Source organism: Paraburkholderia nodosa DSM 21604, assembly GCF_000519185.1.
Classification (GTDB): Bacteria; Pseudomonadota; Gammaproteobacteria; order Burkholderiales; family Burkholderiaceae; genus Paraburkholderia; species Paraburkholderia nodosa.
Window position 1 is genome coordinate 224,329 of the sequence record NZ_JAFA01000008.1, and the last position, 25,784, is coordinate 250,112.

General features: G+C 64.6%; 19 protein-coding genes and 1 tRNA gene. 10 read left to right on the plus strand and 10 right to left on the minus strand.

Translation table 11 applies throughout. The features are described 5' to 3' along the window. Positions 1-75: 75 nt before the first annotated feature. Positions 76-798 (minus strand): (Fe-S)-binding protein, encoded by a 723-nt coding sequence (locus A3CW_RS0114245; protein WP_028204179.1) that lies wholly within the window; start codon positions 796-798, stop codon positions 76-78. A 190-nt stretch (positions 799-988) separates the two neighbouring features. Here A3CW_RS0114245 and A3CW_RS0114250 point away from each other — a divergent pair, with 190 nt between their 5' ends. Beyond that, a complete protein-coding gene (locus A3CW_RS0114250) occupies positions 989-1,789 on the plus strand; it encodes an IclR family transcriptional regulator (RefSeq protein WP_028204180.1) in 801 nt (266 codons plus the stop codon). 164 nt (positions 1,790-1,953) lie between these two features. On the opposite strand, the gene pbpG is transcribed toward A3CW_RS0114250, so the two are convergent. Beyond that, positions 1,954-3,138 carry a D-alanyl-D-alanine endopeptidase gene (pbpG, locus tag A3CW_RS0114255; RefSeq protein ID WP_028204181.1) on the minus strand — a complete coding sequence of 395 codons (1,185 nt, stop codon included), beginning with the start codon at positions 3,136-3,138 and terminating at the stop codon, positions 1,954-1,956. Positions 3,139-3,851: 713 nt separating this feature from the next. Between pbpG and A3CW_RS0114260 the strand changes: the two genes are divergently transcribed. Then, complete coding sequence (locus tag A3CW_RS0114260; protein ID WP_028204182.1) at positions 3,852-4,424, plus strand: phasin family protein; 573 nt, start codon at positions 3,852-3,854, stop codon at positions 4,422-4,424. A 228-nt stretch (positions 4,425-4,652) separates the two neighbouring features. Here A3CW_RS0114260 and lpdA read toward each other — a convergent pair whose 3' ends face one another. From lpdA to aceE, 3 genes are all read right to left on the minus strand, one after another. Continuing rightward, positions 4,653-6,422 carry a dihydrolipoyl dehydrogenase gene (lpdA, locus tag A3CW_RS0114265; RefSeq protein WP_028204183.1) on the minus strand — a complete coding sequence of 590 codons (1,770 nt, stop codon included), beginning with the start codon at positions 6,420-6,422 and terminating at the stop codon, positions 4,653-4,655. Positions 6,423-6,517: 95 nt separating this feature from the next. Next, entirely contained in the window at positions 6,518-8,188 is a 1,671-nt protein-coding gene (aceF, locus tag A3CW_RS0114270) for a dihydrolipoyllysine-residue acetyltransferase (RefSeq protein ID WP_028204184.1), read from the minus strand. A 78-nt stretch (positions 8,189-8,266) separates the two neighbouring features. Further along, on the minus strand, positions 8,267-10,963 hold the full coding sequence (gene aceE / locus A3CW_RS0114275; RefSeq protein ID WP_028204185.1) for a pyruvate dehydrogenase (acetyl-transferring), homodimeric type: 2,697 nt from the start codon (positions 10,961-10,963) through the stop codon (positions 8,267-8,269). A gap of 295 nt (positions 10,964-11,258) precedes the next feature. Here aceE and fixL point away from each other — a divergent pair, with 295 nt between their 5' ends. The 4 genes from fixL (at position 11,259) to A3CW_RS0114295 (ending at position 17,830) form a co-directional block, all read left to right on the plus strand. Further along, entirely contained in the window at positions 11,259-13,772 is a 2,514-nt protein-coding gene (gene fixL, locus A3CW_RS0114280; protein ID WP_028204186.1) for an oxygen sensor histidine kinase FixL, read from the plus strand. Continuing rightward, the gene (gene fixJ / locus A3CW_RS0114285) at positions 13,769-14,416 is read left to right on the plus strand and encodes an oxygen response regulator transcription factor FixJ (RefSeq protein ID WP_028204187.1); all 648 of its coding nucleotides are present in this window, start codon (positions 13,769-13,771) and stop codon (positions 14,414-14,416) included. The genes fixL and fixJ overlap by 4 nt, the downstream gene beginning before the upstream one ends. 214 nt (positions 14,417-14,630) lie before the next feature. Continuing rightward, a complete protein-coding gene (gene folD, locus A3CW_RS0114290; RefSeq protein WP_028204188.1) occupies positions 14,631-15,485 on the plus strand; it encodes a bifunctional methylenetetrahydrofolate dehydrogenase/methenyltetrahydrofolate cyclohydrolase FolD in 855 nt (284 codons plus the stop codon). Positions 15,486-15,730: 245 nt separating this feature from the next. Beyond that, a complete protein-coding gene (locus tag A3CW_RS0114295) occupies positions 15,731-17,830 on the plus strand; it encodes a M3 family metallopeptidase (protein ID WP_028204189.1) in 2,100 nt (699 codons plus the stop codon). A gap of 83 nt (positions 17,831-17,913) precedes the next feature. Here A3CW_RS0114295 and A3CW_RS0114300 read toward each other — a convergent pair whose 3' ends face one another. Both A3CW_RS0114300 and dinB read right to left on the minus strand, forming a co-directional pair. Beyond that, positions 17,914-19,200, minus strand: coding sequence for an amidohydrolase family protein (locus tag A3CW_RS0114300; protein WP_028204190.1), 1,287 nt, complete (start codon positions 19,198-19,200; stop codon positions 17,914-17,916). A gap of 113 nt (positions 19,201-19,313) precedes the next feature. Beyond that, positions 19,314-20,399, minus strand: coding sequence for a DNA polymerase IV (gene dinB / locus A3CW_RS46260; RefSeq protein WP_245623642.1), 1,086 nt, complete (start codon positions 20,397-20,399; stop codon positions 19,314-19,316). Positions 20,400-20,651: 252 nt separating this feature from the next. Between dinB and A3CW_RS0114310 the strand changes: the two genes are divergently transcribed. Next, positions 20,652-21,359, plus strand: coding sequence for an aspartate/glutamate racemase family protein (locus A3CW_RS0114310; RefSeq protein WP_028204191.1), 708 nt, complete (start codon positions 20,652-20,654; stop codon positions 21,357-21,359). A 94-nt stretch (positions 21,360-21,453) separates the two neighbouring features. On the opposite strand, the gene A3CW_RS0114315 is transcribed toward A3CW_RS0114310, so the two are convergent. Both A3CW_RS0114315 and A3CW_RS0114320 read right to left on the minus strand, forming a co-directional pair. Beyond that, a tRNA-Met gene (locus tag A3CW_RS0114315) sits at positions 21,454-21,530 on the minus strand. A 138-nt stretch (positions 21,531-21,668) separates the two neighbouring features. Further along, entirely contained in the window at positions 21,669-22,211 is a 543-nt protein-coding gene (locus A3CW_RS0114320) for a PadR family transcriptional regulator (RefSeq protein WP_028204192.1), read from the minus strand. Between the two features lie 188 nt (positions 22,212-22,399). Here A3CW_RS0114320 and A3CW_RS0114325 point away from each other — a divergent pair, with 188 nt between their 5' ends. Continuing rightward, positions 22,400-23,401: an NAD(P)H-dependent flavin oxidoreductase gene (locus A3CW_RS0114325; protein ID WP_028204193.1), complete on the plus strand. Its 1,002-nt coding sequence runs from the start codon at positions 22,400-22,402 to the stop codon at positions 23,399-23,401. A gap of 64 nt (positions 23,402-23,465) precedes the next feature. On the opposite strand, the gene A3CW_RS0114330 is transcribed toward A3CW_RS0114325, so the two are convergent. Then, the gene (locus A3CW_RS0114330) at positions 23,466-24,086 is read right to left on the minus strand and encodes a 2-hydroxychromene-2-carboxylate isomerase (protein WP_028204194.1); all 621 of its coding nucleotides are present in this window, start codon (positions 24,084-24,086) and stop codon (positions 23,466-23,468) included. Between the two features lie 100 nt (positions 24,087-24,186). Between A3CW_RS0114330 and A3CW_RS0114335 the strand changes: the two genes are divergently transcribed. After that, complete coding sequence (locus A3CW_RS0114335) at positions 24,187-24,915, plus strand: SDR family oxidoreductase (protein WP_028204195.1); 729 nt, start codon at positions 24,187-24,189, stop codon at positions 24,913-24,915. 83 nt (positions 24,916-24,998) lie between these two features. Beyond that, positions 24,999-25,784: an exodeoxyribonuclease III gene (gene xth / locus A3CW_RS0114340; protein WP_028204196.1), complete on the plus strand. Its 786-nt coding sequence runs from the start codon at positions 24,999-25,001 to the stop codon at positions 25,782-25,784.

The window sequence follows — 25,784 nt, forward strand, 5'->3', positions numbered from 1 at the left end:
GTTGAGCGGTGTTCGGCGAGGTCTGGGGCTATCCGCGCATTCCGCGCGAAAGGAGCGGCGGCAGCCGTCGGCGCATCACACGTCGCCGGCCAGCACTTGCGAAATGTGCAGCACGCGCGTGGTGGTGTCGCCGGTGCGGCGCAAACGCCCTTCGATATTCAACATGCAGCCGAGGTCACCGAGCACCACTGCGCCCGTGCCGCTCGCCTGAACGTTCGCGCATTTTTCGTCCGCAATGGCCGTCGAGATGTCCCCGTACTTCACCGCGAAGGTGCCGCCGAAGCCGCAGCAGTGCTCGCAGTCCTTCATCTCGCGCACCTCGACGCCGCGCTGGGCGAGCAACGCGCGCGGCTGCGCCTTGACCCCAAGCTCACGCAGGCCCGAACACGAGTCGTGATACGTCACCGGCCCGCTGAACTCCCCTTGAGGCAGCGTGACCTTTGCGACGTTCACGAGGAAATCCGTGAGTTCGTAGACGCGCTCGCGCAACTTGCCGTAACGCGCCATCAATTCCGGATCGTCGCGAAACAGATCGCCGTAGTGCACGCAGATCATGCCGCCGCAAGAGCCCGAAGGGACGACCAGATAGTCGAACTGCTCGAATTCGCGCAGCGTCTTTTCCGCGAGATCACGCGCGATGGCGCGCTCGCCGGAGTTGTAGGCCGGCTGGCCGCAGCAGGTTTGCGCAGCCGGCACAACGACTTCATATCCCGCCTCTTCCAGCAATTTGAGCGTCGAAAAGCCAATTTCCGGACGCATCGTGTCGATGAGGCAAGTGACGAACAAACCGACTCGCATGGGGACTCCTCGTTAAAACCGTCCCCGATTATCCGCTGTTTCGCCGCCATGACCAACGCCGGTCTGCATCGCCCTCACCGGTCGCGCGCGATGCCGCAGCGCAGCGCGAATCCCGGTCCTGGCGCTTACTTTTTTCACAATACGAGATACAATGCATTTTCCGCCTCACGTGTCAAACGAATCTGAACTCATGAGCGACACCCATCCAGATCCGAAGACCTCGATTCAGGTGATCGAGCGCATGATGCGCCTGCTGGACGCGCTGGCCGCGCACAGCGATCCTGTCAGCCTGAAGGAGCTTGCGCAGCGCACCGAACTGCATCCTTCGACTGCACACCGCATCCTGAACGATATGGTGAGTTGCCGTCTCGTCGACCGCTCCGATCCCGGCACCTACCGGCTTGGCATGCGACTGCTCGAACTCGGCAATCTCGTGAAAGCGCGGCTTTCGGTGCGTGACGCGGCGCTCACGCCGATGCGCGAACTGCACCGTCTCACGGGCCAGACCGTCAACCTTTCCGTGCGCCAGGGCGACGAAATCGTCTATATCGAACGCGCCTATTCGGAGCGCTCGGGCATGCAGGTGGTGCGCGCCATTGGCGGCCGGGCCCCGCTGCACCTCACCTCGGTCGGCAAGCTCTTTCTGGCCGCCGACGAAGCGAACCGCGTGCGCGCGTACGCCACGCGCACCGGCCTGTCGGGCCACACGCGCAACAGCATTACCGACCTCGGACGCCTCGAGCGCGAACTCGCTCACGTACGCCAGCAATTCTGCGCACGTGATAACGAAGAGCTCGAACTGGGCGTGCGCTGCATCGCCGCCGGCATCTACGACGACACCGGCAAACTCGTGGCGGGCCTTTCGCTCTCGGCGCCCGCGGACCGCCTGCAGGATTCGTGGCTCGGCCAGTTGAGCAAGACGGCGCTCACGATTTCGGAGTCGCTGGGCTATCACCCGGAGCCCGCTGAAGGCAACGTGCAGCCCGCCTGAAGTCAGGGCGAAGCAACATCGAGAAGAGCGGAGGCGTGCCCTCCGCTTTTTTTTGGCTCGCCGCGTGCCTCATCCCGATCGTCATAGGACGAACGGCACGCACCAGAAAGCAAAACGCCCCGCGGTTGCGGGGCGTTTGTCGGGTAAATCCGAAACGGCTGAGATCAGGTCCCAGCGCCGCCTGCGTCGGCGCTCGTAATGCGCGGCTGCTGGTCGGCGCCGCCATTGTCGAGCCACGTGCGCACGCGCGTTGCATCCGCGAAGCGCGAGTACTTGCCGCTCGAATCGAGCAGGACCATGATCACCGGACGATTGTGAATCGTCGTCTGCATGACGAGGCACTCACCCGCTTCGTTGATGAAGCCCGTCTTCTGCAGGCCGATGTCCCACGACGCATTGCGGACCAACGCATTCGTGCTGTTGTAGGCGAGATTGCGCTTGCCCGTGAACACGTCGTAGCTGCGATCGGTCGAGAACTCGCGAATCATCGAGTACTGGTAGGCCGCGTTCACCATCTTCACGAGGTCACGCGCGGTCGACACGTTGTGGCTCGTGAGCCCCGTCGAGTTCTCGAAGTGCGTATCGGTCATGCCGAGTTGCTTCGCCTTCGCGTTCATCGCCGCGATGAACGCCGGACGGCCGCCCGGGTAATAACGCGAGAGCGCCGCCGCCGCGCGGTTTTCCGACGCCATCAACGCGATGTGCAGCATGTCCTCGCGCGAGAGCACCGAGCCCACCGAAAGACGCGAGCCCGTGTTCTTCTCGTAGTCGCGGTCTTCGTCGGTGACTTCGATCGGTTCCGAGAGCGACGCCTTCGAGTCGAGCACGACCATCGCGGTCATGAGCTTCGAGATCGAGGCGATCGGCACGACGGCGCGCGAGTTCTTGTCGAACAGCGGCTCGAGCGTGTTCTGGTCGACCACATACGCCACGCCGGAGCGCAGCATCAGCGAGTCGGGCGTCTCGTGCAGACCGAACGCCTGACCAACGGTCGGCTGGCGCGGTTCGAACGCGACACGGCGCACCGCCGAGTGATGGCGGCCGTTCATCGTATAACTGACGCGGCGTTTTTTGGCCACCGGACGCGCATCGTCGTCCTTGGCGGCGACGGTACGGGCTGCGCCCGCCTTCTTGGTGGCCTTGGCCGTTTCCGGCTCGGCCTTCGCAACCTTCTTGGTGGCTTTTTTCGCCTTGGCCGTTTTGGCCGGTGCAGCGTCTTGCGACGCAGCAAAGGCGCCCTCAGGCGCCACGAGCGTCGCACTGATCGCGACGGAAACAGCAACCGACAACACGGTGCTGATAACCGACGACGGCATCAGTGAGAACGACAGGAGCTTGTCGGATTTCATTGGTGTTCTTGATGGAGCGGCGGGATCGTTCGCCAAGTGTAGTAAAACCACGAAAATTTCGCAAATTGAAGCACTTATAGGCGCTCATTAAACCGAAGTATGACCTCCGATTGAGCTGGCCAATGCACTTCCCGCATTCGATGGAGTCAGACAATTGCCAAGCCACTCCTTTCGCCGCGACGCCGCTTGCTGACAACGTTTGCGGCACACGCAAAATGCGCTTGCTGCGTTAACGGCGTTCGTCGTAGGAACTTGAACTGGGATAAAACGGGTGAGATTTGTCTGACTACCAGTGCCGCCGTGCCGCGCGACGCGCGTTCGACCGCAATGGATCATTAACGTTCCATGTAGGAATTCGGTGGACGCACCCAGGTGAAATCCCATAGACGCGTTCATGCGATCCATGCCGCATCTTGCCAGAAGCCGCGTTTGCGCGCTTGCCCCACCCTGCGCGCCGTCTCCTTCAACTCGCCGCGAGCCCCGCGCAACGGGGCAATGGCGTGTTGTCGCGGTGGCGCCATGCGCCGGGCATAAGTGATTGTTTAATAATAAATTATCGACATTGTGCGACGCACCAAAAAGCCTTGACTTTCTTCTGGAGCGTCCTAAAATCGAATCAATGTTGCGACGCACAAAGCGAGCGACAGAGCACCAGCGCCGTGCCACTTACTTCAGGCGACCCACGAAGGCCGCCGACATCCAGGAGCGTAAACATGAGTCTGCTGACCCCTGAGCAATTCGCCGCTGCCCAGAAATCCAACCTCGAAACCCTGTTTGGCCTCACCAGCAAGGCATTCGAAGGCGTGGAAAAGCTCGTCGAATTGAACCTTCAGGCCGTCCGCTCGAATCTGGCGGAATCGCAGGAACACGCCCAGCGCGCACTGTCGGTGAAGGACGCGCAGGAATTGCTGGCCCTGCAAACGAGCTATGCCCAGCCGCTGACCGAAAAGCTGCTGTCGTATGGCCGTCATGTGTATGAAATCGCCTCGGCCACCCAGGCTGAGTTCGCGAAGGTCGCCGAAGCCCATTACGAAGAGCAGAACCGCAAGGTTCAATCGCTCGTCGACAACGTCGCGAAGAATGCGCCGGCCGGCTCGGAAACCGCAGTCGCCGTGATCAAGTCGGCCATCAACGCCGCGAACACGACCTACGAAACGGTCCACAAGGCGACGAAGCAAGCCGTGGAAATGGCGGAAAGCAACTTCAACGCCGCCACCGCTGCTGCGAGCAAGGCCGCCGCTCAGGCGTCGCGCTCGGCTGCCGCTTCGGCCAAGAAGCCTGTCTGAAAGTTGTATTGAACCGGTGCGTGCGCTGAAGCAGCGGCGCACCGGGCGCCGGACCTGAACGCTCCGGCATGCCGCCCGGCATGTCGCTTGCCCGGTCGCCGACCGGGAATCTTTTTACGCTCCGGCGCCTCTCGCAGTACATACCGCAGGATCCAAAAGCAAACGGCGCACCCCTCAAGGCGTGCGCCGTTTCTTCATGCGCGACGCAACGAGCGGCGCGCCACGAACTTACTTCTTCTTCTGCGGCGGCAGGTCGGTACAGACGCCTTCGTACAGCTCGGCGGCCATGCCGATCGATTCGCCCAGCGTCGGGTGCGGGTGGATCGTCTTCCCGATGTCGGTCGCATCCGCGCCCATTTCCACCGCGAGGCAGACTTCGCTGATGAGGTCGCCCGCATTCAGGCCGACGATACCACCGCCGATCACGCGATGCGTCTCTTCGTCGAAGATCAGCTTCGTGAAGCCTTCATCGCGGCCGTTGGCGATCGCGCGGCCCGAAGCGGCCCACGGGAACACCGCCTTGCCGTACTTGATGCCTTCGGCCTTGCACTGGTCTTCGGTCTTGCCGGCCCACGCCACTTCCGGATCGGTGTAGGCCACCGAAGGAATCTGCAGCGCGTCGAAGTACGCCTTCTCGCCGTGCGCCGCTTCCGCCGCCACGTGGCCTTCATGCACCGCCTTGTGCGCGAGCATCGGCTGGCCGACCACGTCGCCGATCGCGAAGATGTGCGGCACGTTGGTGCGCATCTGCTTGTCGACTTCGATGAAGCCGCGATCCGTCACCGCCACGCCGGCCTTGTCCGCGCCGATCGTCTTGCCGTTGGGCGAGCGGCCCACGGCGACCAGCACGAGGTCGTAGCGCTGCGGCTCGGCCGGTGCCTTCTCGCCCTCGAACGCCACGTAGATGCCGTCGTCCTTCGCCTCGGCCTTCGTGGTCTTGGTCTTGAGCATGACGTTCGCGAAGCGCTTCGCGTTGTACTTCTCCCAGACCTTCACGAGGTCGCGGTCCGCGCCGGCCATCAGGCCGTCGAGCATTTCTACGACGTCGATCTGCGCGCCGAGCGTCGCGTAGACGGTGGCCATTTCCAGACCGATGATGCCGCCGCCGATCACGAGCATCTTCTGCGGAATCTGGCGCAGTTCCAGCGCGCCGGTCGAATCGACCACGCGCGGATCTTCCGGCATGAACGGCAGCTTCACGGCCTGCGAGCCCGAAGCGATGATCGCCTGCTTGAACTTGACGATCTTCTTGCCGTTCTCGCCCGCCACTTCCATATGGTTCGGATCGAGGAACGTGCCCACGCCCGTCACGACTTCGACCTTGCGCGCCTTCGCCATGCCGGCCAGGCCGCCCGTAAGCTTCTTGACGACGCCCGACTTGAAGTCGCGCAACTTGTCGAGATCGATCTGCGGCTTGCCGAACGTGATGCCGTGCGAGCCGAGCGCTTCAGCTTCGTCGATCACGAGCGCCGTGTGCAGCAGCGCCTTCGACGGAATGCAGCCCACATTCAGGCACACGCCGCCAAGCGTCGAATAACGCTCGACCAGCACGGTCTTCATGCCGAGGTCGGCGGAGCGGAACGCCGCCGAGTAGCCGCCGGGGCCCGCGCCGAGCACGAGCATGTCGCATTCGACGTCGGCGCTCCCGCTGAAGCTGCCGGCTTGCGGTGCCGGTGCTGCGGCCTTCGGTGCTTCGGCTGCCTTGGGCGCTTCCGCAGCTTTGGGCGCTTCAGCCTTCGGAGCCGGCGCGGCCGCCGCTTCCGACGCTTCGACCAGTGCGATCACCGTGCCCTGCGAAGCCTTGTCGCCAGCCTTGATCTTCACTTCCTTGACGGTGCCCGCGACGTCGCTGGGCACTTCCATCGTGGCCTTGTCCGACTCGAGCGAGAGCAGCGTCTGCTCCTTCTCGATCACATCACCGGCCTTGATGTTGACTTCGATGACGTCGATGTCCTTGAAGTCGCCGATATCCGGCACTTTCACTTCGACGAGACTCATGGTGTCCCCTACCCCTAAAGGATGACCGGCCGCGCCTGCCGCGGCGCGCACGCCAGTAGCGTGCGGCGCAGAGGCGCGAGCCGGTCAGATCGGTTTTACAGAATCACGCGGCGGAAATCGCCGAGGATCGAAGCGAGGTACGCGTTGAAGCGCGCGGCAGCCGCACCGTCGATCACGCGGTGATCGTACGAGAGCGACAGCGGCAGCGTGAGGCGCGGCACGAACTGCTTGCCGTCCCACACCGGCTTCATTGCGCTCTTCGACAGGCCGAGGATCGCCACTTCCGGTGCGTTGATGATCGGCGTGAAATGCGTGCCGCCGATGCCGCCGAGCGACGAGATCGAGAAGCAGCCGCCTTGCATCTGGTCCGGCTTGAGCTTGCCTTCGCGCGCGAGCTTCGACAGGTCGGCCATTTCCTTCGCGATGTCGACGAGGCCCTTCTTGTCCGCGTCGCGGATCACCGGAACGACGAGGCCGTTCGGCGTGTCGGCCGCAAAACCGATGTGGTAGTACTGCTTGAAGACGAGGTTGTCGCCGTCGAGGCTCGCGTTGAACGTCGGGAATTTCTTCAGTGCCGCGACGCAGGCCTTGATGACGAACGCGAGCATCGTGAACTTCACGCCCGCCTTCTCGTTTTCCTTGTTCAGCTGCACGCGCAGCGCTTCGAGGTCGGTGATGTCCGCTTCGTCGTTATTCGTGACGTGCGGGATCATGACCCAGTTGCGGTGCAGGTTCGCGCCGGAAATCTTCTTGATGCGCGAAAGCGGCTGCGTGTCGATCGGGCCGAACTTCGTGAAATCGACCTTCGGCCAGGGCAGCAGGTTCAGACCCGCGCCGCCGGCGGCCGGTGCGGCGGCAGCGCCAGCCGGAGCGGCCAGCGCGCCCGTCATCACGCCCTTCACGAACGCGGTGACGTCGTCCTGGGTGATGCGGCCCTTCGGACCCGTACCCGCAACGCGGGCAACGTCCACGCCGAGTTCGCGCGCGAACTTGCGCACGGACGGCGAGGCGTGGCTCGGACGGCGCGTGCCGCCTTCGCCTGCCGGAATGATCGGCGCTTGCGCGAGTGCCGACGGCGCGGCGGCAGCGGGCCTGGCGGGCGCTTGCTGGGGCGCATCCGCCGGCTCTTCGACGTGCTTCGCAGCCGGTGCGGCGGCGGGAGCCGCGGCGCCTTCCGCTTCGACGACGACGATCTCGGTGCCTTCCGACACGTTATCGCCGACCTTGACCAAGATTGCCTTGACGACGCCGGCCACCGGGCTCGGTACGTCCATGGTCGCCTTGTCCGACTCGAGCGTGACGAGCGACTGCTCCTTCTCGACGCGGTCGCCGACCTTCACGCCGATCTCGATAACCGGTACGTCCTTGTAGTCGCCGATGTCGGGGACCTTGACCGACTGCGCGCCGCCGCTCGCGGCGGGCGCGGCAGCGGGAGCCGGCGCAGCCGCTTGCGCGGGCGCAGCGGCAGGAGCGGCCTTCTCTGCCTTCGCGGCGGGAGCGGGAGCGGCGGGAGCGGCGCCTGCGCCGGCGCCGTCGAGCACCAGCACGAGCGAGCCTTCCGACACGTTATCGCCGACCTTGACCTTCACTTCCTTGACCGTGCCCGACGCCGGGCTCGGCACGTCCATGGTCGCCTTGTCCGACTCGAGCGTGACGAGGGACTGCTCTTTTTCGACGGTATCGCCCGCCTTCACCAGCACCTCGATCACAGGAATGTCCTTGTAATCGCCGATGTCCGGCACCTTGACTTCGATCGCTTGACTCATTGTTAGTGTCTCCGGGGCCGCATACGACGCGCCTCCCCGCTTCGGGGAGGCGCGCATGCCATGCACAGGGGTGATGGGTTAGACGGTCATCGGGTTGGGTTTGGACGAATCGAGGTTGTACTTGGCGATCGCCTCGCCAACCACCTTGCGCTCGATCTTGCCTTCGTCCGCGAGCGCATTGAGCGCCGCAACCGTGGTCCAGTAACGATCGACTTCGAAGAAGTGACGCAGCTTCTCACGCGTGTCCGAACGGCCGAAGCCGTCAGTGCCGAGCACCACGAACTTGCGCGGCACCAGGCCACGGATCTGGTCGACCAGCGCTCGCACGTAGTCGGTCGAAGCGATGATCGGACCTTGCGTGTCCTTCAGCAGCTTCTCGACGTGCGATTCGCGGCGCGGCTCGCTCGGGTGCAGCAGGTTCCAGCGCTCGACTTCGTGACCTTCGCGCGCGAGTTCGGTGAAGCTCGGCACGCTCCAGAGGTCGGCTTCGACGCCCCAGTCGTTCTTCAGCAGGTCGGCGGCGGCGATCACTTCGTTGAAGATCGTGCCAGCGCCCATGAGCTGAACGCGCGGCGCCTTGGCGTTCGCGTCGGCCTTCTTGAACGAGTACATGCCCTTGATGATGTCGGCCGCCACGCTCTCGCCCTGCGGAATCGCCGGGTGCTCGTAGTTCTCGTTCATCACCGTGACGTAATAGAACACGTCTTCCTGCTCCTGCACCATGCGGCGCAGACCGTCCTGCATGATGACCGCGAGTTCATAGCCGAACGTCGGGTCGTAGCTCACGCAGTTCGGCACCGAAGCCGCCCACAGGAGCGAGTGGCCGTCTTCGTGCTGCAGACCTTCGCCGTTGAGCGTCGTGCGGCCCGCCGTGCCGCCCAGCAGGAAGCCGCGCGAACGCATGTCGCCTGCGGCCCAGGCCAGGTCGCCGATACGCTGGAAGCCGAACATCGAGTAGAAGATGTAGAACGGGATCATGATCTCGCCGTGCGTCGAGTACGACGTCGCAGCTGCGATCCAGTCCGACATGCCGCCGGCTTCGTTGATGCCTTCCTGCAGGATCTGACCGGTTTCCGATTCCTTGTAGAACATCAGCTGGTCGGAATCTTCCGGCACGTACTTCTGGCCTTGCTGATTCCAGATACCGATCTGGCGGAACAGGCCTTCCATACCGAAGGTACGCGACTCGTCCGGCACGATCGGCACGACGCGCTTGCCGAGCGCCTTGTCCTTCAGGAGGATGTTCAGGATCCGCACGAACGCCATCGTCGTGGAGATCTCGCGGCCTTCGCCCGTGCCCTTGAGCAGCGGCTCGAATGCGTCGAGCGCCGGCACCGGCAGCGACTCGGCCTTCTGGCGGCGAGCCGGGAGGTAACCGCCGAGGTCCATGCGCTTCTGGCGCATGTACTCGAGTTCCTTCGAGCCTTCCTCGAACGTGAGGTACGGCACGTCGACGATCTGCTCGTCCGTGATCGGCAGACGGAACTGGTCGCGGAACTTCTTGAGCTGATCCACCTGCATCTTCTTCTGCTGGTGGGTGATGTTCATGGCCTGGCCGGCTTCGCCCATGCCATAGCCCTTGATCGTCTTCGCGAGGATGACGGTCGGCTGGCCCTTCGAGTTCGAAGCTTCGTGGAACGCCGCGTAGATCTTGTGCGGGTCGTGACCGCCGCGGTTCAGGTTCCAGATGTCGTCGTCGGACCAGTCGGCGACCAGCGCCTTCAGTTCAGGCGTGTTGAAGAAGTGCTCGCGCACGAACGCGCCCGACTCCGACTTGTACGTCTGGTACTCGCCGTCGACCACTTCCATCATGCGGCGCATCAGCGCGCCCGACTTGTCGCGTGCGAAGAGCGCGTCCCAGCGGCTGCCCCAGATGACCTTGACGACGTTCCAGCCGGCGCCGCGGAACTCGCTTTCGAGTTCCTGGATGATCTTGCCGTTACCGCGCACCGGGCCGTCGAGGCGCTGCAGGTTGCAGTTGATGACGAACACGAGGTTGTCCAGACGCTCGCGCCCGGCCATGCCGATCGCGCCGAGCGATTCCGGCTCGTCCGTTTCGCCGTCGCCGAGGAAGGCCCACACCTTGCGGCCGTCGGTCTTGGCGATGCCGCGCGCCTGCAGGTACTTCATGAAGCGTGCCTGGTAGATCGCCATGATCGGGCCGAGACCCATCGAGACGGTCGGGAACTGCCAGAAGTCCGGCATCAGCCACGGGTGCGGGTACGACGAGATGCCCTCGCCGCCCACTTCCTGGCGGAAGTTGTCGAGCTGCTTTTCGGTCAGGCGGCCGAGCAGGAACGCGCGCGAGTAGACGCCCGGCGACGAGTGGCCCTGCACGAAAACGAGGTCGCCGCCATGCTCGGCCGACGGCGCGCGCCAGAAGTGGTTGTAGCCGACGTCATACAGCGTGGCCGCCGAGGCGAACGACGCGATATGGCCGCCCACGTTCGTGTGCTTGCCCGCGCGCAGCACCATGGCCATGGCGTTCCAGCGCGTGTACGAGCGGATGCGGTGTTCGACGTCCTGGTCGCCCGGGTTCTTGGCCTGGTTGGCGACGGGGATCGTGTTGATGTACGGCGTGTTCGCCGAGAACGGCAGATGCTCGCCGTGCACGCGGGCGAATTCGATCTGCTTTTCGATCAGGTAGTGGGCGCGATCAGGACCGACAGTCGAAATGACGCCGTCCAGCGCTTCGAGCCATTCGGCGGTTTCCTGGGGATCCTCGTCCTTGTCGGCGGCAACGTACTTGAGGACTTCGTCGGGTACAGCGGACATGCTCGTCTCCTGGATTTAGGGGAACGCTGTTGATCGGACCATGCGGGCGGCGACGCTTAAGACGTGACCGGGCCAACCGCAGCAGCTTCGGGGCGATTGTAATGACCCCCCCGACCATCGCGCAACAAAATTTTCGAATTGCGAGATGCGATTTTATAATGCGAAAAATTGCTGCAGCGCACGCTTAATCGTTCGCGCCCTTGAGCCGATAACGGCCAGTTTGCACCCGTTTATCGGCGATTTACGGCTTTTTTCGCGGCATTTCCGTGTCTTACGCTGAGCTACAATCCTTGCCATGTTGACCGAACGGCTTTTCGCACGCTCGGCGCGGCCGCCCGGAACGCCCGGCGAGTCGTCGCCATCTCGCTGGCACCACGGACCCTGGTGGTCGAATTCCTATTTGCTGACGCCGCTCCTGTCGATCCTCGTGTTCCTGATCGTCATGAGCCTGATCTTGTGGAGCCTGAACCGCCGCGAGCAACAACAGCAGGAAGACACGCTCTACCGCAACGTCGCATGGGCCCAGCAGCAGATCCGGCTTTCCATGACAGGCGCGCAGGAACAGCTGCAGGCGCTCGCTCGCGACCTCGCCGCAGGCCACAGCGATCCGCAGTTTTTCCAGACGTCCACCACGGACATCATGCAGGGCCATCCGGAGATCCTCTATCTGAACTGGTACACGAGCCAGGAGGAGCCGCGCTGGCCCAACACGGCGATGCCGGTCTTCGGCCAGCGCCTCGCAAAGCCCAACGACGCGCAAATGGACGAGGCCGTGAAGGCCGCTTTCGCCGAGGCGCGCGCCACGCGCCGCCAGGTGTATTCGCCGCTTATTTACGACGACGTCGGTAACGGCTACATCACGCTGCAAACGCCGGTATACCGCGATCGGGAATTTCTTGGTTCGATCGCGGCCGTGTTCTCGGTCGAAGGCATCCTGAAGCACGACATCCCGCCCGAGCTGTCGGCCAAATACAAGATTTCGATTCTCGACGCGAACAACCGCGAGCTCGCCACCACCTCGACGCGTCCGCGCCTGCCGCGCGACGTCTATTACGACCTGCCGCTCGACCCGCCCGGCCAGGGCGTTTCGGTACGCGTGTACTCGTATCCGCAGATGACCAACTTCACGAACAACACGCTCGTGTGGCTGGTCGCGGGGCTGTCGTGCTTCGTGCTGTGGAGCCTCTGGAGCCTCTGGAAGCACACGCGCCAGCGCTTCGAGGCACAACAGGCGCTCTACGCGGAGGCGTTCTTCCGCCGCGCGATGGAAAACTCGGTGCTGATCGGCATGCGCGTGCTCGACATGCACGGCCGCATCACCCACGTGAACCCGGCGTTCTGCCGCATGACCGGCTGGGACGAAAGCGACCTCGTGGGCAAGAACGCACCGTTCCCCTACTGGCCGCGCGACGCCTACCCCGAAATGCAGCGCCAGCTCGACATGACGCTGCGCGGCAAGGCGCCCTCCTCGGGGTTCGAACTGCGCGTGCGCCGCAAGGACGGCTCGCAGTTCCACGCGCGGCTCTATGTCTCGCCGCTGATCGACAGCTCGGGCCGCCAGACTGGCTGGATGTCGTCGATGACCGACATCACCGAGCCCAAGCGCGCCCGCGAAGAACTCGCCGCCGCGCACGAGCGCTTCACCACCGTGCTCGAAAGCCTCGACGCCGCCGTCTCGGTGCTCGCCGCCGACGAAGCCGAACTGTTGTTTGCGAACCGCTACTACCGCCATCTCTTCGGCATCCGCCCGGACGGCCACCTGGAACTCGCAGGCGGCGGCGGCTTCGATTCGGCGAGCGCCTCCTCGGACTCGATCGACATGGTCGACGCCTTCGCCGGCCTGCCCGCCACCGCGCTCACCGAGAGCACGGCGGACGCGCAGGAGGTCTACGTCGAGAGCATCCAGAAGTGGTTCGAAGTGCGCCGCCAGTACATCCAGTGGGTGGACGGCCACCTCGCGCAGATGCAGATCGCGACCGACATCACCACGCGCAAGCAGGCGCAGGAACTGGCCCGCCAGCAGGACGAGAAGCTCCAGTTCACGAGCCGCCTGATGACGATGGGCGAAATGGCCTCGTCGCTCGCGCACGAGCTGAACCAGCCGCTCGCCGCGATCAACAACTATGCCTCGGGCACCGTCGCGCTCGTGAAGTCGGGGCGCGCCGCGCCCGACAACCTGCTGCCCGTGCTCGAGAAAACGGCGCAGCAAGCCGTGCGCGCGGGCATGATCATCAAGCGCATCCGCGAGTTCGTGAAGCGCTCCGAACCCAAGCGCCAGGCCACGCGCGTCGCCGACATCGTCGCCGACGCGGTGGGCCTCGCCGAGATCGAGGCTCGCAAGCGCCGCATCCGCATCGTGACCGACATGCGCTCGCGCATGCCCGTGATCTATGTCGATCCCGTGCTGATCGAGCAGGTGCTCGTCAATCTCTTGAAGAACGCTGCGGAAGCCATGGCCGACGCGCGCCCGAATGCGATCGACCCGGTGATCCGCGTGATCGTGAAGCGCGAAGGCGGCAACGTATGCATCAGCGTGGTCGATCAGGGCCCCGGCGTCGACGAAGCCACGGCCGAGCGCCTCTTCGAGCCTTTTTACAGCACCAAGTCGGACGGCATGGGCATGGGCCTGAACATCTGCCGCTCCATTATCGAATCGCACCGCGGGCGTCTCTGGGTGGTCAACAACGTCGAATCCGACGGCCACATCAGCGGCGCAACGTTCCATTGCAGTCTGCCTATCGGCGAATCGGACACCCTCTCGCGGAACACCGACGAACCGACTCCACAAACCGTTACGGGAGAGTCATGAACAGCCCAGTCACCACCCAGGAAACCGTCTTTGTTGTCGATGACGACGAGGCCGTACGAGACTCCCTGCGTTGGCTCCTCGAAGCGAACGGCTACCGCGTCCAGTGTTTCAATAGCGCGGAGGAGTTCCTCGAGTCATACCAGCCGGCGCAACAGGCTGGCCAGATCGCCTGCATGATTCTGGACGTGCGCATGCAGGGCATGAGCGGCCTCGAACTGCAGGAACGCCTGATCGCGGAAAACGCCTCGCTGCCGATCATCTTCGTGACGGGCCACGGCGACGTGCCGATGGCCGTCTCGACCATGAAGAAGGGCGCGATGGACTTCATCGAGAAGCCCTTCGACGAAGCCGAACTGCGCAAGCTGGTGGAGCGCATGCTCGACAAGGCGCGCAACGAAAGCAGCAACGTGCAGCAACAGCGCGCGGCCGCCGAACGTCTCGGCAAGCTCACGGCGCGCGAGCACCAGGTGCTCGAGCGCATTATCGCGGGCCGCCTGAACAAGCAGATCGCCGACGACCTCGGGATCAGCATCAAGACGGTGGAGGCGCACCGCGCCAACATCATGGAGAAACTCAACGTCAACACGGTTGCCGACCTGCTGCGTCTCGCGCTCTCCAACAAGCCGCAACAGGCGCAGCAGTAAGCGCGTCTTTCTCCGGCAGCATGCGCGCGCCATGGCGCGCGCATGCTGCCGGCGGCGTCTCGCCGCGACCCTCTTCCCTCGCCCATCGTCCGTTCAGGCCGGAGCACGCCCGCCGCGCGGGTATAATGTCGCCCTTCGAATGGCGCCTGCCCCACGCGCGCCAGCGCTCGCACCCACACGAGCCCGCATTGCCCACTCTCGACCCCGACCGACCATGACTGCCACTATCATCGACGGCAACGCCCTCTCCAAGAAACTGCGTGCGGAAGTCGCCACGCGCGCCGCCGCCCTCAGCGCCCGCGGCCATCAGCCGGGACTCGCCGTCGTGCTGGTCGGCGACAATCCGGCGAGCGAAGTCTACGTGCGCAACAAGATCAAGGCCTGCGAAGACAACGGCCTCTACTCGTCGTACGACCGCTATGCCGCGTCGCTTTCCGAAGCCGACCTGCTCAAGCGCATCGACGAGTTGAACCGCGACCCGAAGATCAACGGCATTCTCGTGCAGTTGCCGCTGCCGAAGCACATCGACAGCCATAAGGTGATCGAGGCCATCGCGCCCGAGAAGGACGTGGACGGCTTTCACGTCGCCAACGCGGGCGCGCTCATGACGGGCCAGCCGCTCTTTCGCCCCTGCACGCCCTATGGCGTGATGAAGATGTTCGAGGAATACAGGATCCCGCTCGAAGGCGCGAACGCCGTGGTGATCGGCCGCTCGAATATCGTCGGCAAGCCGATGGCGCTCCTGCTGCTCGAAAAGGGTGCGACCGTCACGATCTGCCACAGCAAAACGCGCGACCTCGCGAAGCATACGCGCGACGCCGATATCGTGGTCGCCGCGGTGGGCAAGCGCAACGTGCTGACCGCCGACATGGTGAAGCCCGGCGCGACCGTGATCGACGTGGGCATGAACCGCGACGACAACGGCAAGCTCTGCGGCGACGTCGATTTTGCGGGCCTGAAGGACGTAGCCGGCTTCATCACGCCGGTGCCGGGAGGCGTCGGCCCGATGACCATCACGATGCTGCTCGTGAACACGATCGAAGCGGCGGAGCGCGCGGCGGGCGCGTAAGCAACACGCGACGACGCGTGACAGCATGACGCTCCCGAAGCGGCCCATCACGGGCCGCTTTCTTTTTTGCGGCGCCGCCCGCTCGCACGGCGACAGCCGCGATTGCGCCACCGCCCCCCGACATCTGTTAATTTGCTCGGATAACCCGGTTGGAAAGCGCGCCTGGCGCCCCAATACTCTGGCTATCGGGCGCGTGTGCCGCGCCCCGGTCCCCTAACCCGCGACAGACAGGAACAGGAAGCATCATGGCTACTACCCCCTCCGACAATCCGCTCCTCGACTTCACCGGACTGCCGCGCTTCGGCGAAATCCGCCCCGAGCACGTGACGCCCGCGCTCGACGTCCTGCTCGCGAACGCGAAGGCCGCGGTCGAGCGCGCCGCGCAACCCATGACGCCCGCGCAGTGGAGCGACGTGGTCGAGCCGGTCGAGCGCGCCAGCGAGCCGCTTTCGCGCGCCTGGGGCGTGGTCGGCCACCTGAACGCCGTCGCCGATACGCCAGAACTGCGCGCCGCGCACGGCGAGAACCTGCCGCGCGTGACCGAATTCTGGTCGAGCGTCGGCCAGAATCTCGAGCTTTTCAAGAAGTACAAGGCCATCACGAATCACAACTCGTTCGAGCTGCTCTCGGGCGAGCGCAAGAAGATCCTCGACAATTCGCTGCGCGACTTCCGCCTCTCCGGGGCGGAATTGCCCGAAGACCAGAAGCCGCGCTTCGCCGAACTGCAGGAGCGCCAGGCCGCGCTCGCCAAAGCCTTCTCCGACCACGTGCTCGACGCGACCAACGGCTACGCGTTCTACGCGACCAGTGAAGCCGATCTCGCGGGCCTGCCCGAGGACGCGATCGCCGCCGCACGCGAAGCCGCCGAACGCGAGAACAAGGAAGGCTGGAAGTTCACGCTGCATTTCCCCTCGTACTTCCCGGTGCTGCAGTACTCGGAAAACCGCGCGATGCGCGAGACGATGTACCGCGCCTACGTCACGCGCGCGTCCGAACTTGGCCCCGTCTACGGCGGCGGCAACGCCGAATGGGACAACACAGCGATCATCGAGGAGCAACTGAAGCTGCGCGCCGAAGAAGCGAAGATGCTCGGCTACAACAACTTCGCCGAAGTCTCGCTCACGCCGAAGATGGCGGAAACGCCGGCTCAGGTGATGAGCTTCCTCGAAGACCTCGCCACGCGCGCGCGCCCGCACGCCGAAAAGGACTGGGAAGAGCTGCGCGAATTCGCCGCGAGCGAACTGGGCCTCACGCAGATCGAGCCGTGGGACATGGCGTTCGCCGCCGAGCGTCTGCGCCAGAAGCGCTACTCGTTCTCGGAAAACGAAGTGAAGCAGTACTTCCCGGAAGACTTCGTGCTGCAGGGCCTGTTCAAGGTCACGGAAACGCTCTTTGGCGTGCGCATCCGCCCGGACAGCGCGCCGGTGTGGAATCCCGATGTGCGTTTCTTCCGTGTGGAAAACGCGGACGGCACGCTCGTCGCGCAGTTCTATCTCGACCTCTATGCACGTGAAGGCAAGCGCGGCGGCGCATGGATGGACGACGCCCGCTCGCGCCGCAAGCTCGAAGGCAATGACGTGCAAACGCCCGTCGCGTATCTCACGTGCAACTTCTCGGCGCCGGTGGGCGGCCGCCCTGCGTGCTTTACGCACGACGAAGTCATTACGCTCTTCCACGAGTTCGGCCACGGCCTGCACCACATGCTCACGCGTGTGGACGAACTGGGCGTGTCGGGCATCAACGGCGTGGAGTGGGATGCCGTCGAACTGCCCTCGCAGTTCATGGAAAACTTCTGCTGGGAATGGGACGTGGTGCGCGAAATGAGCTCGCATGTCGAGACCGCCAAGCCGCTGCCGCGCGAACTCTTCGACAAGATGCTCGCCGCAAAGAACTTCCAGAGCGGTCTCGGCACGCTGCGCCAGATCGTGTTCTCGATGTTCGACATGGCGCTGCACGTGGACTTCGACGCTTCGAAGGGCAAGAGCGCGAACGACCTGGCACGCGAGATCAACGAGCGCTACCACGTCATTCCGCAGGCGCCGTTCTCGCGCTGGCCGAACACGTTCAGCCACATCTTCGCGGGCGGCTACGCGGCCGGCTACTACAGCTACAAGTGGGCCGAAGTGCTTTCCGCCGATGCCTATGCCGCTTTCGAGGAAGCCGCGCAAGCCGCGAAGTCGAGCGTGCTCGACGAAGCGACCGGCACGCGCTACCGCAAGGAAATTCTGGAGGTGGGCGGCAGCCGCCCGGCGATGGAGTCGTTCAAGGCCTTCCGCGGCCGCGAGCCGAACATCGACGCGCTGCTGCGCCACAACGGCATGGAGCAGCCGCCGGCACAGCAGTGACCACGTGACTCGCTCGTAAGCGAGCCAAAACTAAAACCGCGCATGGGTTGCGACCCATGCGCGGTTTTTTATTGCCCCGCGTTTTATCGATGCAGCCTGAAATCGACGCTTTGCGGCCGTCCTTCGAGCGCAAGCACCGCGCGCTGCGCGGGTTGCCGGCTCACCACCCTGCCCCGGCTCACGACCGCGAGCCGCGCCGCGCGCAGCCGGATCGCCTCGATGGCGTCGCCCGCGTCGAGCACCACGAGGTTCGCCGCGCAACCGGGCGCCACGCCGTAGCCTTCGAGGCCGAGGATCGTCGCGGCGTTCACAGTCACCGCGTCGAAGCAGGCGCGCGAGGCGTCGGTGCCCGTCATTTGCGCGACATGCAGACCCATGTGCGCGACTTCGAGCATGTCGCCCGAGCCGAAGCTGTACCACGGGTCCATCACGCAGTCGTGGCCGAACGCCACCGTCACGCCTGCCGCCATCAACTCGGGCACGCGCGTCATGCCGCGGCGCTTCGGGTAGGTATCGGAGCGCCCTTGCAGCGTGATATTGATGAGCGGATTCGCAATCGCCGCGACACCCGACTCGCGCATGAGCGGTATCAGCTTGCTCACGTAGTAGTTGTCCATCGAATGCATCGACGTGAGATGCGATCCGGCCACGCGCCCATGCAGGCCTAGCCGATGCGTTTGCGCCGCGAGCGTTTCAATGTGGCGCGAGAGCGGGTCGTCGGATTCGTCGCAATGCATGTCCACACGCAGGCCCTTGTCGGCGGCGAACTCGCACAGCAGGCGCACCGATTCGGCGCCCTCCGCCATCGTGCGCTCGAAGTGGGGAATGCCGCCCACCACGTCTACGCCCATCGCGATCGCGCGCTTGAGATTGTCGAATGCACCGGGGCTGCGCAATACGCCATCCTGCGGAAACGCCACGAGCTGGAGATCGAGATACGGCGCGACACGGCGCTTCACCTCGAGCAGCGCCTCGACCGCAAGCAGCCGCGCGTCGCACACATCGACGTGAGAGCGAATCGCGAGGAGCCCGCGCGCGACGGCCCAGTCGCAGTACTGCAGCGCGCGTTCGACGAGCGCCTCCTGCGTGAGATGCGGCTTGAGCTCGCCCCACAGCGCGATGCCCTCCAGCAGCGTGCCCGACGCATTCACGCGCGGCAGGCCATACGAGAGCGTGGCGTCCATGTGGAAATGTGCATCGACGAACGGCGCGCTCACGAGCGCACCCGCGGCATCGATCTCCTCGCGCGCCGCCGTCGTGAGTTGCGGCTCCACCGCGGTAATGCGCCCCGCCTCGATACCGATATCCACCGTGGGACAGCCGGCGGGATGCGCATGCGCGAGCACCGCGCGGCGAATGATCAGGTCCATCTGCGGCTCCTTGTTCTGGCGTGGCGGCGTGGCGCTTTCGTTTCCGCTCGCGTCGATTCTATCGGCGCCAGAATCGCGCTGCCAGCGGCGTGGCCCGCAGCCACGCGAAGGCGTCACACGAGCGCGCTCGGGCCATCGTCTTCCGCGGGATCGTCGTCGAAGAGCGCGAACTGCCCGCGCAACGCCGGGTTGTCCTCTTCGAGCCGCACGCCCACGCCGAGCAGACGCACCGCCAGCTTGCGCCGCGCGAGTCCTTTTTCGAGCATCAGGAGCAGGGTGCGCACATCGGTGGCATCGGCCACGCACTCGACCGTCGTACGCTGGAAGTCGGCGAAGCGGATCTTCACGAAGAGCTTGCGCACCGCGTGCGCGCAACCCGCGCGTTCGATGCGCGCGTCGAGCAGCACCGCAAGCCGCTTGAGCTCCTCGCTGCACGCTTCGAGTGTGAGCAGATCGTTCACGTAGGTCGTCTCGACGCTCACCGACTTGCGCTCCTGATCGGCGCGCACGGGCCGGTCGTCCATACCGCGCGCGAGTTCGTAGAGCCGCTTGCCGAACACGCCGAAATGCCGGTGCAGATCGAACAGCGACCACGTGCGCAGTTGCGCGCAGGTGGTGAGCCCGAGGTTTTCGAGCTTCGCCGCCGTGACCTTGCCGACGCCGTGGATCTTGCGCACGGGCAGCGCAGCGACGAAGGCATCGACTTCAGGCGGACGCACGACGAAGAGGCCATCGGGCTTGTTCCAGTCCGAGGCGATCTTGGCGATGAACTTGTTCGGCGCCACGCCGGCCGATACCGTCACGCCCACGGTTTCGCGCACGCGCGCGCGAATTTCCTCGGCGATCAGCGTGGCGCTGCCCTTGCAGCGCGGGGCGCGCGTGACGTCGAGATAGGCTTCGTCGAGCGAGAGCGGTTCGACGTCGGCGGTGTAGTCGCGGTAGATCGCCATGATCTCGCGCGAGGCGGTGCGGTACTTCTCCATCGCCGTGGGCAGGATCAGCAGTTCGGGACACTTGCGCATGGCGAGCGCCGACGACATCGCCGAATGAATGCCGAAGCGCCGCGCCTCGTAGTTGCAGGTGGCGATCACGCCACGCTGGTCGGGCCGGCCGCCCACCGCGAGCGGGCGGCCGCGCAGTGAGGGGTCGTCGCGCATTTCGACCGACGCATAGAAGCAGTCGCAGTCGCAATGGATGATCTTGCGAGCGGCGGCGGCTAGTGCGGCGGCGGAGCGTCCCGAGTCGGGCGCGGCCGGCGGCGCGAGGTTGGAAGAAGGCGCGTTCACGGTCCCGATACTGTACAAAAACACAGTAGTATTTTCAAGACAATTGCCCGTGCCCTTTATCGGCTCCCGTACCGCTTCGGATCGGCCAGACCGTCACTGGACTGCTGGCTGCGCGGGCCTATACTCGTGCGGACTGAACAGGCCACGAGAGCGAGGAACGAATCGATGAAAACGATCGGCGTGATTGGGGGGATGAGCTGGGAATCATCGGCCGAGTATTACCGGCTGCTGAACCGCCACGCGAAGGCGCGTCTGGGCGGCCATCACAACGCGCGCAGCCTGATGGTGACCGTGGACTTCGCGCAGGTCGAAGCGCTCCAGCGCGCGGGCGACTGGGACGCGCTAGGCGTGCAGATGGCCGAGGCCGCGCAACAGCTCGAACGCGGCGGCGCCGATATCGTGCTGCTTGCGACGAACACGATGCACCGCGTGCGCGCGGCGATCGAGGCGACGATCTCGATCCCCTTCCTGCATATCGCGGACCCGACCGGCCAGGCGCTGCGCGCCGCGGGATTCACGCGAGCGGGCCTGCTCGGCACGCGCTACACGATGGAACAGGACTTCTACGTGGGGCGATTGCGCGAGGCGCACGGTATCGAAGCGATCGTGCCGAACGAACACGATCGCGCGGACGTGCACCGCATCATCTACGACGAGCTGTGTCACGGCAACGTGGATGGGCAATCGCGGCGCGTGTATCAGCGCGTGATCGAAGACCTCGCGGCACGCGGCGCGCAGGCGGTCATTCTCGGCTGCACGGAAATCACGCTGCTAATCGGACAGAAGGATTCGGCACTGCCGGTGTTCGACACCACCGCGTTGCACGCGCAGGCCGCGGTGGACTGGGCGATTGGAAGCGAGGCAGGCGCTTAGCGATGCGTTCGCTGTAGCTTCGAGAGGCAGAAAACAAAAAACCCGCTCAGAGCGGGTTCGTTGATTGGCACGAGGCCTTGCTGCTTAAGACGTTTGGTTGCGGGGGTAGGATTTGAACCTACGACCTTCGGGTTATGAGCCCGACGAGCTGCCAGACTGCTCCACCCCGCGTCCGTCAGAGAAAAGAATTATAGGGTGCCGGGATCACTCCGTCAAGGGTCTTTTTCACACGATCGAAACATCGCGCGTTCGGACACCGTCGGGCAGGCAATCGCGACACGAGAATTACTTCGGATACCCTGGCAAATTTCACCACGCCTGCGCGGGTTCCACCAGCGCCCGCACTTCTTCCGCCCAGGCAAGCCACATCTCTTGCGTATGGATGCCCGCCTTGAGGATCGCGTACTGCAACTGCTGCCCGCGCGTGAGCGAAGCCGCGCCGAAATCGCGCTGCTCGATCTCCCGATAGGTCGCGAGCCGCGCGCGATTTTCTTCGATGAGCCGCGCGAGTTCCTCCGCGAGGCCGAGCGGCCCGATCACAGCATCGGCGCGCAGCTTGAGCAGAAACACGTTGCGCGAGTCGAGGTCGAGCGCCGTCTCGCGCACCCAGCGCGCCACTTCATCGCGTCCCACAGGCAACACGCAATACACCTTCTTGCGCGACGCGGCGGCCGTCTCGTCCTCGATGACCGACACCCACCCCGCCTCGACCATGCGGCCCAACTCGCGATAGATCTGCTGATGGGTGGCGTGCCAGAAGTAGCCGATCGCGCGATCGAAGCGGCGCGCGAGGTCGTAGCCCGACGAAGGCTTTTCCAGCAAGGCGATGAGAATGGCATGCGGCGTCGACATGCGGCGATTCTAAACCACGCCCCGCCCGATGCCGGATCTGTTGCGGATCGAATTTTTCCACTATGCAACTGGTTGCATAGTTTCGACGGCTTTGCTATGTTTGAGCCTGCCAGCCGGCGCGCACGCCGGCGCATCGAATCACGCGACGGCAGCCGCACCCGGCGGCCGCCCCAGTCAAGGAGATATGGATGTCCCTGCCCGCCGTGCTGCGCCGCGGCCTGTCGATTCCGGTCGTCGGCTCGCCCCTCTTCATCATTTCGAATCCCGATCTCGTGATCGCCCAGTGCAAGGCGGGCGTCGTCGGCTCGTTCCCCGCGCTCAATGCGCGCCCCGAGCACGTGCTCGGCGAATGGCTGGACCGCATCACCACCGAACTCGCCGACTACAACGCGAAGCACCCGGACGCCCCGGCGGCGCCCTTCGCCGTCAACCAGATCGTGCACAAGTCGAACGACCGCCTCGAGCACGACCTTGGCGTGTGCGCCCAATACAAGGTGCCGATCGTCATCACGTCGCTCGGCGCGCGCGAAGAGGTCAACCATGCGATCCACGCATGGGGCGGCATCGTGCTGCACGACGTCATCAACAACACGTTCGCGAAGAAGGCCATCGAGAAAGGCGCGGACGGCCTGATCGCCGTGGCCGCCGGTGCGGGCGGCCATGCGGGCACGCTCTCGCCGTTCGCCCTCATCCACGAGATTCGCGAATGGTTCGACGGCCCTCTGCTGCTGTCGGGCGCGATCGGCAACGGCAACGCGATTCTCGCGGCGCAGGCGGCGGGCGCCGATCTCGCCTATATCGGCTCGGCGTTCATCGCCACGCATGAAGCGAATGCCATCGACGCGTACAAGCAAATGATCGTCGAGGGCGGCGCGGGCGATATCGTGTACTCGAATCTCTTCACGGGCGTGCACGGCAACTATCTGCGCCAGAGCATCGTGGCGAGCGGTCTCGATCCGGAGGCGCTGCCGCAGTCGGATCCGTCGGCGATGAATTTCGGCTCGACGCGCGTGAAGCCGTGGAAGGACATCTGGGGCTCGGGCCAGGGCATTGGCGCGGTGAAGAGCATCCTGCCGGCAGCTGAACTCATCGCGCGTTTGCAGCGCGAATACGAGGCGGCGCGCGTGCGTCTGGGCGTGATCGCCGCGCCGCAAGCCGAGGAACAAACGGCGGAACAAGCCGCGCTTTGATGCGCGGCGTGAGGCGGGAGCGATCATGCCGCGTCCGCCTCGCCTCGTGATGAACCGCCGCGTTTTATGCGCGCAACTTCACGCGCGCGATTTCCTCCTCGACATCGCGCAACTGATCCTTGCCGAAGTACATTTCCTCGCCGACGAAGAACGTCGGCGAACCGAACGCGCCGCGCTCGAACGCCGACTGCGTGTTCGCAAGCAGCGCGGCTTTCACATCGGCGTCCTGAATCGCCGTTTCGAACGCCGTGGCGTCGAGGCCGTCCGCCTCGAGCGCCGCGCGGATCACGACGGGGTCGTCCATCTTGAGGCCCTCTTCCCACATGTGCGCGAACATGCGGTCCACGTAGCGCTCGAACGTGCCGAAGCGCCGCGCCGCAATTGCGCCGCGCATGATCTGCAACGTGTTCACGGGGAAGTGCGGATTGTGCCGATAGGCCGTCAGCCCATGCCGCTCGATGAAGCGCCGCATCTCGATCATCATGAACTTGCGCTTGTTCTCGATGTCCGCGAACGCCTCGGCCGGCGAGCGATTGCCGCTCAGCTTGAAAAGGCCGCCAAGCAGGATCGGCACATACTCGAAACGCACCTGCTGGCGCGCTTCGATGCCGCCGATCACCTTGTGGCACAGGTAAGCGTTAGGACTACCGAAGTCGAACAGAAACTGCACCTTGATGTCAGCCATCGTGTCTCCCTTATGTGAATACGCGCGCCTTTGCCCGGGCGCGCCGACGTCCTAAGATACCTGAAACCGGGCCGCTGTAATCGACAGTGAGACAAGCACCATGACGCAAAAGAAAGCCGTACTGGTAATCGGCGCAGGCGACGCCACCGGAGGCGCCATCGCGCGCCGCTTCGCACGCGAGGGCTACATTGCATGCGTGACGCGCCGCAATGCCGACAAACTCGCGCCGCTCGTCGCGCAGATCGAAGCCGAGGGCGGCGAAGCGCACGCCTTCGGCTCGGACGCGCGCAAGGAAGAGGACATGATCGCGCTGTTCGCGGACATCGAGACGCGCATCGCGCCCATTGAGGTGGCGATCTTCAACATCGGCGCGAATGTGCGCTTCGGCATTACCGAAACCACGGCGCGCGTCTATCACAAGGTCTGGGAAATGGCCTGTTTCGCCGGGTTCCTGATGGGCCGCGAAGCCGCAAAAGTCATGCTGCCGCGCGAGCGCGGTTCGATCTTCTTCACGGGCGCCACCGCGAGCCTGCGCGGGCGCGAGGGCTTCGCGGCGTTCTCGGGCGCGAAGCACGCGCTGCGCGCCCTCGCCCAGTCGATGGCGCGCGAACTCGGGCCGCAGGGCATTCACGTCGGGCAGATCATTGTCGATGGCGCGATCGACACCGAGTTCATCCGCGAGAATTTTCCCGAACGCTACAAGCTCAAGGAACGCGACGGCATCCTGAACCCCGAGCACATCGCCGACGCCTACTGGACACTGCACCAGCAGCCGCGCGATGCCTGGACGCACGAACTCGATCTGCGGCCGTGGCTGGAGCCATGGTGAGGGAACTGTTGCCCGCTTTGCGAAGCAGGCGATAATGGCGCCGAAGTGCACCGAACGCACACCGTCACCCTATCGAGCCTCACATGAAAATCGCCACGTGGAACGTCAACTCCCTCAAGGTCCGTCTGCAGCACGTCATCGACTGGCTCAACGAGAGCAAGACCGACGTGCTCTGCCTCCAGGAACTCAAGCTCACCGACGACAAGTTCCCGCGCGCCGATCTCGAGGCGCACGGCTATCGCAGCTGGTTCGCGGGCCAGAAGACCTATAACGGCGTGGGCATCCTCGTGCGCGAAGGCCTGTTCGTCGACGAAGCCACGGTCGTGCGCAACATTCCGGGCTTCGAAGATCCGCAGCAGCGCGTGATCGCCACGACCATCGGCGATGTGCGCGTGGTGAGCGCGTACTTCCCGAACGGCCAGGCGCCCGGCACCGAGAAGTTCGCGTACAAGCTGCAATGGCTCGACGCCATGCACGACTGGCTCGCGCAGGAGATGCAGCGCTACCCGAAGCTCGCGCTGCTCGGCGACTACAACATCGCGCCCGAAGACCGCGACGTGCACGACCCGAAGGCCTGGGAAGGCCAGAACCTCGTCTCGCCCGAAGAGCGCGCGCAGTTTCGCCGCCTGATCGAACTGGGTTTCGTCGATGCGTTCCGCCAGTTCGAGCAGCCCGAAAAGCTCTTCACGTGGTGGGACTATCGCATGTTCGCGTTTCGCCGCAACGCGGGCTTGCGCATCGACCATATCCTGCTCTCACCCGCGCTTGCCGGGCACCTCACCGCGTGCGAAGTGGACAAGGTGCCGCGCAAGTGGGAACAGCCGTCCGATCACACGCCGGTGATCGCCACGCTCGATATCGCGGGCTGA

Excerpts from the sequence above, each read along its gene's own strand:
- folD (WP_028204188.1), top strand. The coding sequence starts at position 14,631 with ATGACTGCCACTATCATCGACGGCAACGCCCTCTCCAAGAAACTGCGT.
- fixL (WP_028204186.1), top strand. The coding sequence starts at position 11,259 with ATGTTGACCGAACGGCTTTTCGCACGCTCGGCGCGGCCGCCCGGAACG.
- lpdA (WP_028204183.1), bottom strand. The coding sequence starts at position 6,422 with ATGAGTCTCGTCGAAGTGAAAGTGCCGGATATCGGCGACTTCAAGGAC.
- xth (WP_028204196.1), top strand. The coding sequence starts at position 24,999 with ATGAAAATCGCCACGTGGAACGTCAACTCCCTCAAGGTCCGTCTGCAG.
- fixJ (WP_028204187.1), top strand. The coding sequence starts at position 13,769 with ATGAACAGCCCAGTCACCACCCAGGAAACCGTCTTTGTTGTCGATGAC.
- A3CW_RS0114320 (WP_028204192.1), bottom strand. The coding sequence starts at position 22,211 with ATGTCGACGCCGCATGCCATTCTCATCGCCTTGCTGGAAAAGCCTTCG.
- A3CW_RS0114330 (WP_028204194.1), bottom strand. The coding sequence starts at position 24,086 with ATGGCTGACATCAAGGTGCAGTTTCTGTTCGACTTCGGTAGTCCTAAC.
- A3CW_RS0114250 (WP_028204180.1), top strand. The coding sequence starts at position 989 with ATGAGCGACACCCATCCAGATCCGAAGACCTCGATTCAGGTGATCGAG.
- A3CW_RS0114295 (WP_028204189.1), top strand. The coding sequence starts at position 15,731 with ATGGCTACTACCCCCTCCGACAATCCGCTCCTCGACTTCACCGGACTG.
- A3CW_RS0114260 (WP_028204182.1), top strand. The coding sequence starts at position 3,852 with ATGAGTCTGCTGACCCCTGAGCAATTCGCCGCTGCCCAGAAATCCAAC.
- A3CW_RS0114300 (WP_028204190.1), bottom strand. The coding sequence starts at position 19,200 with ATGGACCTGATCATTCGCCGCGCGGTGCTCGCGCATGCGCATCCCGCC.
- A3CW_RS0114310 (WP_028204191.1), top strand. The coding sequence starts at position 20,652 with ATGAAAACGATCGGCGTGATTGGGGGGATGAGCTGGGAATCATCGGCC.
- A3CW_RS0114245 (WP_028204179.1), bottom strand. The coding sequence starts at position 798 with ATGCGAGTCGGTTTGTTCGTCACTTGCCTCATCGACACGATGCGTCCG.
- aceF (WP_028204184.1), bottom strand. The coding sequence starts at position 8,188 with ATGAGTCAAGCGATCGAAGTCAAGGTGCCGGACATCGGCGATTACAAG.
- A3CW_RS0114335 (WP_028204195.1), top strand. The coding sequence starts at position 24,187 with ATGACGCAAAAGAAAGCCGTACTGGTAATCGGCGCAGGCGACGCCACC.
- aceE (WP_028204185.1), bottom strand. The coding sequence starts at position 10,963 with ATGTCCGCTGTACCCGACGAAGTCCTCAAGTACGTTGCCGCCGACAAG.
- pbpG (WP_028204181.1), bottom strand. The coding sequence starts at position 3,138 with ATGAAATCCGACAAGCTCCTGTCGTTCTCACTGATGCCGTCGTCGGTT.
- A3CW_RS0114325 (WP_028204193.1), top strand. The coding sequence starts at position 22,400 with ATGTCCCTGCCCGCCGTGCTGCGCCGCGGCCTGTCGATTCCGGTCGTC.